Below are 11947 nucleotides of genomic sequence, written 5' to 3' on the forward strand. Positions count from 1 at the left end.
GCCCCCTCACCCCCGGCCCCTCTCCCCCAAAAAGGGGAGAGGGGAGAGGGGAGACGAGTTCGAACGCCCGACAGCGGTTCATCACCCCCCGTTCGTGCCCCACGGCTGTCCATTGAGGTCCGCGACGACGCGCACCAGCACCTGCGTCCCGTCCCGTTCGCCGCCGGCTGCGGCGACGGCGTTATACAGCTGCTTCGCGAGCGCCAGCCCCGGCAGACAGAGCCGCATCCGGTCCGCCTCCGCGAGCGCCAGCCCGAGGTCTTTCAGGAAATGCTCGACGTAAAATCCCGGGGCGAAGTCGTTCTTGAGCATCCGCGGGGCGAGGTTCGACAGGCTCCACGACCCGGCGGCCCCGCCGCTGACGCTTTTGAGGACCGTTTCTAAATCAAGTCCCGCCCGGCTCGCATAGACCAGCGCCTCGCAGACGCCGATCATGCCGGAGGCGATCAACGTTTGATTGACCATTTTCGTGTGCTGCCCGGCGCCGGGCCCGCCCTGCAGAACGATCGTTTTGCCTAACACGTCAAGCAGCGGGGCGAGGGCGTTGAACGCCTCCTGATCGCCGCCGCACATGATGGACAGCGCCCCGCTTTTCGCCCCCACGTCGCCGCCGCTGACGGGGGCGTCGAGACTCCGAACCCGCCGTTCCGCCGCCGCCGCGGCGATCTCGACGGCGAGCGCCGGGGAACTGGTGGTCATATCGACGAGTATCGAATGGGGACGCGCCCCGGCGAGGACGCCGTCGTCGCCCAGCACGACCTGCCGCACGTCGTCGGGATAGCCGACCATCGTAATCGTCACGTCGCTGTGCTCCGCGACCTCGCGGGGGCTGGCGGCGGGCTTCGCCCCCTTCTGAACAAGCGGTTCGACCTTCTCCGGGCTGCGATTGAACGCGGTGAGCGCGTAGCCGGCGTCCAGCAATCGATCGGCCATCGCGGCGCCCATCACGCCGGTGCCGATCCAGCCGACGGAGGTGGTTTCAGGAGAGACGGGCGACATACGAGCGTTCCAAACAGTCGGCGAGCCGGGGGGCTTGTCCCCCCGGACCGGGGAACCGGGTCGGGGAGCGAAGCGGTCCGCAAACGATAGGCTATCGGCGTGTCCTCTTCGCCTCCGCCGACTGACGTTCCGATCTCCTCCCTGGCCGGGCGATTGCTGCCCGCGAGCGAAGCCTCCCTGCCGTTGGACGACGCGCTGGTCGCCGGCGGGGCGGCGGTCACGGAGCGATTGCGAACCTTCGGCGGAGTGCCGTTCGCCGTCGATCGGCACCTCGCCCGGCTGGCGCAGAGTGCGAACGGGGCGTTTATCGACCTGCCGGGGCCGCTCGGCGAACTGGCGGACGCGATCGTCGCGGTCGTGCGGCACAACTTCGCCCTTTGCGAACCGGGGGAGGAACTGAGCGTCAGCCTGTTCGTCTCCGCCGGCTCGCCGATCGGTTCGCCGCACCATCGGGGGTCGATCGCTGGGGTGACGACGACGGTCCTCCCCGCCGGTCTGTTGGCGGCGGAGTACCGGGACGGCGTCCGGTTGGCGGTTCCGGCGACGCGGCAGATCCCCGCGGCGTGCCTCGACCCGCACATCAAAACCCGCAGCCGCCTGCACTGGCGGATCGCCGCCCGGCAGGCCGCCGCCATCGACCCCGGCGCCAAGCCCCTCCTGCTGCATCTGGATGGAACCGTCGCGGAGACCGACACCGGCAACGTGCTGTCCGTCCGCGGCAAAACGATCCGCACCCCGCCCGCCGCCGGGGTGCTGGAGGGCGTCACGCAGGCCGTCACCCGGGAACTGGCGCTCGACCTCGGCTTCGACTGGCGAGAAGAACCGCTGACGCCGGACGACCTGTGCGCGGGAGACGAAGCGCTGATCGCCTCCACCACGCCGACGCTGTGGCCCGCCGTCCGCATCGACGGCCGCCCCGTCGGCGCCGGGGTTCCGGGACCGGCGTACCGGGCGTTGACGGCCGCGTGGGAACGGCTCGTCGGGGTCGCCTCTGTTGCGGAATCGTCGTCACAGTGACGGCGCATGATGCGAGTCCGCGACAATACCTGTTGCCACGCACATCTGCCGTAATGAAGCGTAAGTCACTGCCATGGTAGCACTTACCGTCAGAACAAAGCGTTGTGGCGCCGATACTGCGGATACGAAGGGTCGGTGCGACGTGATGTGCGTCCCCCCGACTTCCCCCTTCTAAAAGAGACTCCCATGACCTCCCGATTGATTCCCAAGATCGTCGCCGCCGGCGCCCTGCTGTCCATGGGACTGTTGGCCGCCCCCTCTGCGGAGGCCGGCAATTACTACGGCCATCGCGGCGGCTACCACAGCGGCCATTACGGCGTGCCGGCGTACGGCTACAACCACGGCCGCTATCGCGGTTCGTCGTACGGCTATCACCACGGCTACCGCAACTACGGCTTCAACCGCGGCTACCGCAACTACGGTTATAACCGCGGGTTCGGCTACGGTCGCGGCTACGGATATAACAGCCGCGGACTGACCATCGGCACGGGGAACTTCTTCCTCAACATCCGCCGGTGACCCCACGCTCGCGGCGCTGTCCGCGGATGAGTCCGGCGATGCAGCCCCAAGAGAACCTGTCTCCCAACCCGTATCCCAAGAGGCGATGACGCCATGACGCCCATTCTGTGAGAGCGCGACCAGTGAGAGCGTGAGAGGGAGTTCCGTCGTCAGACGGAACTCCCTTTTTGATAGGCAGCGTGCGAACGGGACCGTTTGGGAACGGTTTGGGGGAAGCGTGTCGCGGATGACGGGCGTCATGCCGAACGGCTAGACTGCCGCGCCCCGCCGCGTCCCGACCCCCGCGTTTGCTGATGTCCGAGTCTGCCGCCCTCGCCGCCGCCGTGCAGGCCGGTCGTTGGGCCGCGGCGGCCTGTCAGGTCGTTCGCTCCGCCTCGGGGCTGGAGGACGGCCCCGCAGCGTTGGACAAAGCGGACAAAAGCCCCGTCACCGTCGCCGACTTCGCCGCGCAGGCCCTCGTCTGCCGGGCGCTGGCCGAGGCGTTCCCGGACGACCCGGTCGTCGGCGAGGAAGACGCCGCGGCGCTGCGGACCACGGCCGACTGGCAGGGCGAGAAGGCCGGATTCGTCGAGCAGGTGACGCACGCCGTCAATGCGGCCCTGGCTCAATTCAAGCTCCCGACCGCCACGACCGCGGAGATCCTGGACTGGATCGACCGCGGCGGCGCCGACGGCGCCGTCGGCGAGAACGGCGGACGCTTCTGGACCGTCGACCCGATCGACGGCACGAAGGGCTTTTTGAGGGGCGGCCAATACGCGGTCGCGATCGCATTGATTGAAAACGGCATCCCGACCGTCGGCGTGCTCGCCTGCCCCAACCTGCCGGTTCAGAGCGACGGGCACAACGGCGACGGGGCGGACGGCGGGACGGGGGCGTTGTTCTCCGCGGAGAAGGACGGCGGGGCGACGGTTCGTTCGCTGGAGCCCGGCTCGACCCCGACGTCGATTCACACCTCCGCCACCGCCGACGCGGCCGCGGCGCGGTTGTGCGAGTCGGTGGAGTCCGCGCACACCGCCCACGGCGCCGCGGCGGAAATCGCGGCGAAATTGAACCTCACCGCGGACCCGTTGCGGCTCGATTCGCAGGCCAAATACGCGGAGGTCGCCCGCGGCGGGGCCGATATTTATCTGCGTCTGCCCACGCGGCCGGGGTACGTCGAGCGGATCTGGGATCACGCCGCCGGGGTGGTCGTCATCGAAGCGGCCGGCGGACGGGTGACGGACGTCGACGGCCAGCCGTTGGACTTCACCCACGGCCGGGGGCTGGAAAAAAACCGCGGCGTGATCGCCACCAACGGCCCGCTGCACGACGCCGTGCGGGCCGCGACCGGCGCCGTCCTGAACGCGTCGAACTAGCGACGATCGACGCGTGCCGTTCACCCCCGAAATCGGCCTCACGTTAGGCACCCTGGCCGCCTGCGTGCTGGCGTTGATGTTCACCGCCGCCGCCCCGGACGCCGTGTTGTGCGGCGGGCTGACGCTGCTGGTCGCCTGCAACGTCGTCCCGCTGGCCGACGCGTTGGAAGGTCTGGGCAACCCGGGCCTGGCGGCGGTCGGCGTGCTGTTCGCCGTCGCCGAAGGGCTGCGGCAGACCGGCGCCGTGGAGTACGCCGGGCGACAATTATTAGGGCGTCCCGCGGGGGTGGCGTCTGCGGTCCTCCGGGTGACGACGCCCGCGGCGATCGTCAGCGCCTTCCTCAATAACACCCCGGTCGTCGCGGCGGCGCTGCCGGTCGTCAGCGACTGGTCGCGTCGGCACGGCATCAGTCCCAGCAAAGTCTTAATGCCGCTGTCGTTCGCCGCGGTGCTGGGGGGGATGTGCACGCTTATCGGCACCAGCACGCTGCTCGTATTAAATGGCGAATTAGTCAAGTTGAAGGAGCCGGACGGCTCGAAGCATCCGGGATTAGAACTGTTTGATATCACCTGGGTCGGCTTGCCGTGCGCGATCCTGGGGGTGGCCTATCTGGCGATCGCGTCAAAGTGGCTGCTGCCGGATCGCACCCCGGCCGGCGTGAACCTCCGCGATACGCGGGAGTACGCCGTCGAAATGACCCTCCAACCCGGCAGCCCGATGGTGGGCGAGACGGTCGAGGGCGCCGGTTTGCGGCATCTGCCGGGGGCATATCTGTTGGAGATCGTCCGCGACGCCCCCGTCGAGCCGCGCGCCGGACAGACCGACGACGATTCGCCGCCCGGCGCCGCCGCGGGGCCGCCGCCGAAAGTCGAGCATGTGGAGCAGGTGCTCGCCGCGGTCGGGCCGAACGAACGCCTGCGGGCCGGAGACCGACTGGTGTTCGTCGGCGCGGTGGACAGCGTGAAGGATCTTCGCCGACTGCCCGGCCTCACCCCCGCGGCGGATCAGACGTTCAAATTAGACTCGAACGTCCGCAGCCAAGGCGCCCGGCAGTTGGTGGAAGCCGTCGTCTCCGACGGCTACCCCTTCCTCAACCGCACCGTGCGGGAGAGTCGATTCCGCAGCCATTACAACGCCGCCATTATCGCCGTCGCCCGCGGCGGGGAACGGGTCGTCGGGAAGATCGGCGATATCCGCCTGCGGCCCGGCGATACGCTCTTGCTGGAGGCTCCCCCGGGGTTCGTAAAGCTGCGGCGCTTCGGGAAGCATTTCTTTCTCGTCTCCGGGGTGGAAGACAGCGTTCCGCCGCGCTTTCATAAAGCGTGGATCGCCCGCGTGATCTTGGCGGCGATGGTCGCGGCGATGTTTTTCGACGTGGCGCCGGCGCTGGCGGCGGCGATCGCCTGCGGGGCGATGATCGTCTCCCGCTGCCTGCTGGTCAGCGAGGCCCGCCGGGCGGTCGATTGGAGCGTCCTCATCACCATGGCCGCCGGGCTGGGATTGGGGGCGGCGCTGGACAGCAGCGGGACCGACGATTATCTCGCCCATCATCTCACCACATTGGCGGGGAAGAACGCCTACGGTCAGATGGCCGTCGTGTTTGCTCTGACGGCCGTGCTGGCGAACCTCATCACCGCGAAGGCGGCGGGGGTGTTGATGTTCGGCATCGCCGTCGCGGTCGCACAGGGATTGAACCTCGAACCGCTGCCGTTCGTCATCGCGGTGATGGCCGCCGCCAGCGGGGTGTTCGCCAGCCCGGTCGGCTTCCAAACGAACCTGATGGTCTACGGCCCCGGCGGGTATCGAACCAGCGATTATTTGCGACTGGGCCTCCCGCTGACCGGGTTGGTGTTCGCGGTGACGATGCTCGTGATCCCCTGGGTCTGGCCGTTTGCTGCGGTCGAACCCGCCGAGGAACCTCCGGCCCCGCCGGCCGCGGTCGCCGCTAAACTGGTTCCATGAACGCCGCCCCCGCCTCTTCCGTGACGTTGCCCACGCTGCCCGCCGACCTCGCCGCGCTGCTGGACGCCCACGGCGAGTTGCGGCTGACGCACCCCACGACCGGCGAACCGATTCACCTCGTCCCGACCGGCGAGAACAGCGCCCCGGCCAATCACCCGCCGGCCGAGTAGACGACGGGCGGACGGATCTGGAGGCGATTCGCGGGGACCTGAGGATGCCCGCGAGGGCCGTTTCGTGACCGATGCGGAGTTTGCAGCATTAATAGAGACAGCGTTTCCCGCCTTGCAACGGCGTTCGACCCGGTATCGCCGTCAGCCCGAATACCAATAATTTTTTTCTAAACACGCTCAAGCCTGAAGAAAATCCCGTTCATAGAATCAACCCGTTTCCGACTGCTCCGACTGGCCCCCGCGGCGTCGCTCAAGGGGCACGACCCACTCAAATCGCCCGGAGTCGTCACGGAAGAGGATCGGCTTGCGGAATCGTTCGACGGTGATCGTGACGCTTAAATCCTTCGCGGCTTGTCGTAACGATCGAATGCGGGCTTGGACGTCGGATGACGGATGATCGGAGTAGATCCAGATCGGCACCGGCCCCGCGGACCGACCTTCCGTCTTCTCCCGAAGAGCCGCAGCCTCACCGTTCAGAGGCACGACGTCTCGCCCTAGGTAGAGACGCCCTTCATTTGTGACACGGAACTCTCGATGAACGTTCGAGCGTGCTGAGGAGGGGCCATTGAATAAACCGACGACGGGCTCGACATCACCCATATCGCGAACGTATCGAGGCTGCGCAGGTTCGCGAAGATCCGGGACGCCCCGCGGGTGGGTACTTCTCGACCTATCGAAAAACGGCCCGGGTACCTCCGCAGATGGATCTGCCACGCTCTCACGATCGGACGGGTCCGGCGTCGCCCGCAGGGCGATCTTGCTCAGCCCGGCCTCGGTGACGAGCTTCACCGCTTCCTGCACGACTCGGCTCGGAGCGCTTTCCACCGCTTTAATGACGACCGAACGACGGGGCGCTTCTTGCGCCAGTTTGGTCAAATAGGCGCCGTGGGTCCCGGGAGTAAACTCTTCCCGACCGTTGATCGATTGAATGCCGTTCGGCCCCACGACCACGATCACGGGGTCCGCATCGGCGCCCCCGGACAGGGACGCGGCCTCTGAGCCGGCGCCGTCTGTCGCCTCGTCCCAGCTGCGTTCGGCGGCGCTGCGGCGGAGGGAGGACAGCAGATCCTCGATCTGCCGATGCACCGTGGTGGTCTGCCGCACGGCGAGCAATCCGTTGAAGTGCTCCAGGCTGCCTTCGCCCTCGCCGGTCTCCATCCAACCGCCGCCGAAGTTCGACCCGCCGGTGACGGACAGAATCATCGCGACGAGGTCGTTTGCGGCGCCGTTGGCATTTTCGCCGCCACTGCCGCCAAATTCGCCGCCGCCAAATTCGCCGCCGCCGAATCCGCCGCCCATCCCGCCGGAGGAGGTCCGCACGTCGGTCAGCAGATCACGGACGTTGTAGATGCGCGTTTCCAGATCTAGCCCCGCTGCCTCCTGCGTCGTGATAAATAGGATGCCGTCCCGCGGCACCGCGAGGAGAGACTCTTCGCTGACTGTCGAAAGCAGGACATCCAGCGTAGTCCGCAGCGAGTAACCGCTCAATTGCGGCGGGTTATCGATCGGCAAGTCTCGCAGATCGATCCCCTCGAGATCGAGGGCGCGGCTGTCCGGCAGGATGGCGATCTGATGGATGCCCGCCAGCGTATCCAGAGCCTCCGCGACTGTGTCTCCCGGCCGGAGGCCCGCGAGGGTTGTCGGGACCTCCAACATCTCCTCCAGGCGGCTCGCCTCGGGCAGGTCACGGGTTCCGGGCCGCCGCGGAAAGTCGCCGGTGACGTACAGAATGCCGTCGCGGTTCTCCACGCGGAGGTCCGAGGCGAACTGCCCCAGCACGGTGTTCAGCATCTGCCGCAGCGTGAACTCCGGCCCGAGGTCGAGCGACTCGTTCAACCCATTGAAGTTCGGCGGGAGGCCCAGACGAGTCAGCGTTCCCCAACCCTCCGGCAGGATCTCATTGTCGGCCAAGACCGGGATGCCGGTCTTGTGGCGGAGGTTCGCAAAGAACGATTCGACAGGCGTGCCGGGGCGATAAAGATTCTCCGGTGCCGGGCCGTCCAACTTCGCCTCTAGTGCCGCCGCGGGGTCGGGCCGCTCGGGGGCGTCCGCGTCGGCCGCGTCGTTCTCCGGCGGGGGCGCGTCCGCGTCCTGTGCGACGGCCGGCCCCGGCGGGGCGAAGGCGCGGTTCGGCGGGGCGAACAGATAAGCGACGGCGATGCCGCAGGCGAGGGTCGCGGCGGCGGAGGCGGTGACGCGCATGAAAGTCTTTCGTCGGCGGCGGCGGGCGAGGATGCGAAAGGCGTGAGACATCTGCGACGCCAGCCCCGCGGCGTCGCCGAACTCCTCCAAGGCACGCTGAATCGCCGCGGCGCGGGGCACGCCGGCGGCGGTCAGTTCTTCCAATCGGCTCTCTAAATGATCGCGGAACTCGTCCTCTAACTCCGCCCGCCGGCCCGGCTTCAAACGGAGCCGGGCCCGGAGCGTTTTGAGGTAGGCGTCGAATTCCTCGGCGGGCATTCCCGCAGCTCCTCAGGCAGGTTTGAGAGTGGGAACGGGCGGGCCGACCGCCGGTTCCAGCAGACCGCGGACGGTCTCCGCGTAGGCGTACCACTGGGCGGCGCGGTCGGTCAGCCGGCGCCGGCCCGCGGCGGTCAGCGTGTACCACTTGCGGCGGCGGCCCTCTTCGACCCGCCAGTCCGCGGCGATCAGCCCGTCCGCTTCCAAGCGGTGCAACAACGGATACAGCGTGCCGGGGTTCGCCTCGACCATCCCCCCGCTCGCCGTCCGCAGCCGCTGTTGCACGGCCAGGCCGTAGGCGGCGCCCTCCGACAGCGTCGCCAAGGCCATCAGGTCGAGGCTGCCCCGCACGAGGTCCGGGGCGAGACGATCGGGCGGGGGATTCGAAGCGGCCATGCGACGGGCCTGAGGCGGAATGAACCGGGGGAGCCGATATCGCACGGCGATTGCGGCACCGAGACGACGTTATCGGCGCACGATATCGGCGTCAACGGCTTCTTCGCGGAAGTTCTTCAACGCGGGAACGTCCGCTGAGCGAATCATGGGGCGGAGCGTCATTCTGCCCCGCGTGCGCGGGCGTGGTTGCTCCCGCGTACGGCGTACCGACACTGAGCGCGACGCCGACGATCGCCCCGAGTTCGCCCGCCCTCCGCGACCGTCGCCGCCGGGAGGAACGCTGCGATGGACGTCTTATTGCTGAGCCGATTGCAGTTCGCGCTCACGATTATGTTCCACTATCTCTTTCCCCCGCTCACCATCGGGTTGAGCGTGGTGATGGTGTATCTGGAGGGAATGCATCTGTGGACGAAGGACGGGCGGTATCACGCCGCGGCGAAGTTCTGGACGGGGCTGTTCGGGGCAACGTTCGCGTTGGGGGTGGTGACGGGGATCGTGATGGAGTTCGAGTTCGGCACGAACTGGGCCGCGTATAGTCGATACGTCGGCGACGTCTTCGGCTCGGCCCTCGCCGCGGAGGGGATCTTCGCGTTCTTTCTGGAGAGCGGTTTTCTGGCCGTGCTGCTGTTCGGCTGGGATCGAGTCGGACCGAAGATGCACTTCTTCGCCACCTGCATGGTGTGCCTCGGCGGGATGTTCAGCGCCGTTTGGATCGTGATCGCTAACAGCTGGCAGCAAACGCCCGCGGGGCATCAGCTGGTCGAACGGGAGATCAACGGCGTCGTCTTTCAACGGGCTGAGATCGTCGACTTCTGGGCGATGTTGACCAATCCCTCGGCGATCCATCGGCTGACGCATGTTTATCTCGGGTCGTTCGTGCTGGGGGCGTTTTTCGTGCTCAGCGTCAGCGCCTGGTATTTATTGAAGGGCCGGCACGTCGACTTCGCCAGGCGGAGCTTCACCGGCGGATTGCTCCTCGCCACGACCGCCAGCCTCGCCCAGCTGGTCAGCGGGCATTTGCAGGCGCAGAACGTCGCGGAGCATCAACCGGCCAAGCTGGCGGCGTTCGAGGGGCTTTATCAAACCGAGCAGCCCGCTCCACTGTATCTGTTCGGCTGGCCGGACTCCGAGGCTCGCGAGGTGCGTTTCGGGCTGGCGGTGCCGGGCGGATTGTCGTTTCTGGTGCATGAGGACTTCGAGACGGCCGTCCCCGGCCTCGACGATCTCAAGGAGGACTACGGCGAGCCGCCGGTGTGGATCACCTTCCAGACGTATCACCTGATGGTGAGCATCGGCACGCTCTTTATCGGCGCCACATTGCTGACGAGCTGGTGGCGCTGGCGGGGAACGTTATGGGAGAAGAAATGGGTGCTGCGATTCTTCGTCGGCGCCGTCGGCCTGGCGTTTTTGGCGAACGAAGCCGGGTGGGTCGCCGCGGAGGTCGGCCGGCAGCCGTGGGTGGTGTATCCGTCGATGATCGACGGCGAATTGATGGGGGGCTTGCGCACCAGCGACGCCCTCTCCGAAGCGGTCGAGGCGAGTCAGGTGCTGTGGTCGATTATTATGTTCGGCCTAATCGACCTGCTGCTGTTCGCGGTGTGGGTCTCCGTGTTGCATACGAAGATCATGAAAGGGCCGGACCCCGAACACTTCGACCCCGATCCGCACGCGCCCGGTCCCCGCGCCGAGGGGTTGTTAGATGCGGCCTCCGAGCGCGTCGACCACGAAGGCAGCCTCACCGACGCACGCTCAAGCTCCGGGGGCTGAACGCCCCCGGCTCGCCATGTGATTCACTCCGCCCTTCCTCTTCCGCCTGTAAACGATGGACTTCCCGACCCTTTGGTTCTGGCTGCTCGGGGTTTTATTGGCCGGGTACGCGGTGTTGGACGGGTTCGATCTGGGGGTGGGCATCCTGCATCCCCTGGCGAAGACCGACCGCGATCGCAACGTGCTGGTCAAGACGATCGGCCCGCTGTGGGACGGGAATGAAGTCTGGCTGGTGACCTTCGGCGGAGCGTTGTTCGCCGCGTTCCCGGAGGCGTATGCGACGGCGTTCAGCGGGTTCTACGTCCCCTTTATGCTGCTGCTGTTCGCCCTGATCTTCCGGGCGGTCAGCGTGGAGTTCCGGCATAAGTTCGATTCGCCCCGCTGGCGACGCATCTGCGACTGGGGGTTCACGCTCAGCAGCACGCTCGCGGCGTTTTTGTTCGGAACCGCGGTGGGGGCGAGCATCGACGGCGTGCCGCTGAACCAGCGGGGCATCTTCATCGGGTCGCTGGCGAACGAACTGTCGCCGTTCGCGCTGCTGATCGGCGGGCTGGCCGTCGCCGCGTTCGCCCTGCACGGGGCGTCGTTCCTGCGGCTCAAAACGACCGGCGAACTGCGGGAGCGCGTCACCCGCTGGGCGTGGGGCAGTTATTGGATTTATCTCGCGGCGTTCCTGCTGACCACGGGATTGACGCTGGCCTTCGTCCCCGGGGCGACGAAGAATTTTCGCGGGTTCCCCTGGGCTTATGTCGTCGTCCTGTTGAACGTGCTGGCGCTGGCGAACGTGCCCCGCTGCCTGATGCGCGACCGGCCGCGGGAGGGGTTCGTCAGCACCGGCGGGTCGATCGCGGCGCTGGTCTTCTTATTCGGCACGGCGCTGTATCCGAACCTGATCGTCTCGAACCCGAACCCGGCCCACAGCCTGACGATTCAAAACGCCGCCAGCAGCAATTCGACGTTGATACTGATGGCGACGATCGCCGCGATCGGACTGCCCTTCATCGCGGCGTACACCTTCATCGTCTACTGGACCTTCCGCGGTCCGGTGACGGGGGAGGAGGAGCCGCTTCATTAACCTGAGAAGCGTCACCGAGGACATACAATCGCCCGCAGACATCCTCTTGCGGGCGGATCCCCAGTCTCCCCTCTCCCTTGAGGGAGAGGGGCCGGGGGTGAGGGTGACGAACCCGCATACGTGCTCGATAGCTGGATGACGGTTCGGACGACAGAGAAGCAGCAGGGGGCGCCGGCTTGTCGGACCATCAAAGCCCCCTCACCCCCAACCCCTCTCCCCCAAAAGG

10 protein-coding genes are annotated in these 11947 nt (G+C 67.1%); 7 read left to right on the forward strand and 3 right to left on the reverse strand.

The features are described 5' to 3' along the window. Positions 1-81: 81 nt before the first annotated feature. Positions 82-999, reverse strand: a complete 918-nt coding sequence (locus LzC2_RS17075; protein WP_171189233.1) for an NAD(P)-dependent oxidoreductase — start codon at positions 997-999, stop codon at positions 82-84. A 99-nt stretch (positions 1000-1098) separates the two neighbouring features. Between LzC2_RS17075 and LzC2_RS17080 the strand changes: the two genes are divergently transcribed. The 5 genes from LzC2_RS17080 (at position 1099) to LzC2_RS17100 (ending at position 6023) form a co-directional block, all read left to right on the forward strand. Then, a complete protein-coding gene (locus LzC2_RS17080; protein ID WP_171189234.1) occupies positions 1099-2016 on the forward strand; it encodes an aminotransferase class IV in 918 nt (305 codons plus the stop codon). 186 nt (positions 2017-2202) lie between these two features. Beyond that, positions 2203-2535 carry a hypothetical protein gene (locus LzC2_RS17085; RefSeq protein WP_171189235.1) on the forward strand — a complete coding sequence of 111 codons (333 nt, stop codon included), beginning with the start codon at positions 2203-2205 and terminating at the stop codon, positions 2533-2535. Between the two features lie 293 nt (positions 2536-2828). Further along, on the forward strand, positions 2829-3890 hold the full coding sequence (locus tag LzC2_RS17090; protein ID WP_171189236.1) for a 3'(2'),5'-bisphosphate nucleotidase: 1062 nt from the start codon (positions 2829-2831) through the stop codon (positions 3888-3890). Positions 3891-3903: 13 nt separating this feature from the next. Then, on the forward strand, positions 3904-5853 hold the full coding sequence (locus LzC2_RS17095; protein ID WP_315854712.1) for an SLC13 family permease: 1950 nt from the start codon (positions 3904-3906) through the stop codon (positions 5851-5853). Continuing rightward, positions 5850-6023: a hypothetical protein gene (locus LzC2_RS17100; protein ID WP_171189237.1), complete on the forward strand. Its 174-nt coding sequence runs from the start codon at positions 5850-5852 to the stop codon at positions 6021-6023. Before LzC2_RS17095 ends, LzC2_RS17100 begins: the two co-directional genes overlap by 4 nt. 207 nt (positions 6024-6230) lie before the next feature. On the opposite strand, the gene LzC2_RS17105 is transcribed toward LzC2_RS17100, so the two are convergent. Then, positions 6231-8483 carry a permease prefix domain 1-containing protein gene (locus tag LzC2_RS17105; protein ID WP_171189232.1) on the reverse strand — a complete coding sequence of 751 codons (2253 nt, stop codon included), beginning with the start codon at positions 8481-8483 and terminating at the stop codon, positions 6231-6233. 12 nt (positions 8484-8495) lie between these two features. Further along, positions 8496-8879 (reverse strand): PadR family transcriptional regulator, encoded by a 384-nt coding sequence (locus LzC2_RS17110; protein WP_171189238.1) that lies wholly within the window; start codon positions 8877-8879, stop codon positions 8496-8498. A gap of 285 nt (positions 8880-9164) precedes the next feature. Here LzC2_RS17110 and LzC2_RS17115 point away from each other — a divergent pair, with 285 nt between their 5' ends. Both LzC2_RS17115 and cydB read left to right on the forward strand, forming a co-directional pair. Then, positions 9165-10646, forward strand: a complete 1482-nt coding sequence (locus LzC2_RS17115) for a cytochrome ubiquinol oxidase subunit I (protein WP_171189239.1) — start codon at positions 9165-9167, stop codon at positions 10644-10646. A 55-nt stretch (positions 10647-10701) separates the two neighbouring features. Continuing rightward, positions 10702-11721, forward strand: a complete 1020-nt coding sequence (cydB, locus tag LzC2_RS17120) for a cytochrome d ubiquinol oxidase subunit II (RefSeq protein ID WP_171189240.1) — start codon at positions 10702-10704, stop codon at positions 11719-11721. The last annotated feature ends 226 nt before the right edge of the window (positions 11722-11947 follow it).

It is taken from the genome of Alienimonas chondri (genome assembly GCF_013036045.1).
Classification (GTDB): domain Bacteria; phylum Planctomycetota; class Planctomycetia; order Planctomycetales; family Planctomycetaceae; genus Alienimonas; species Alienimonas chondri.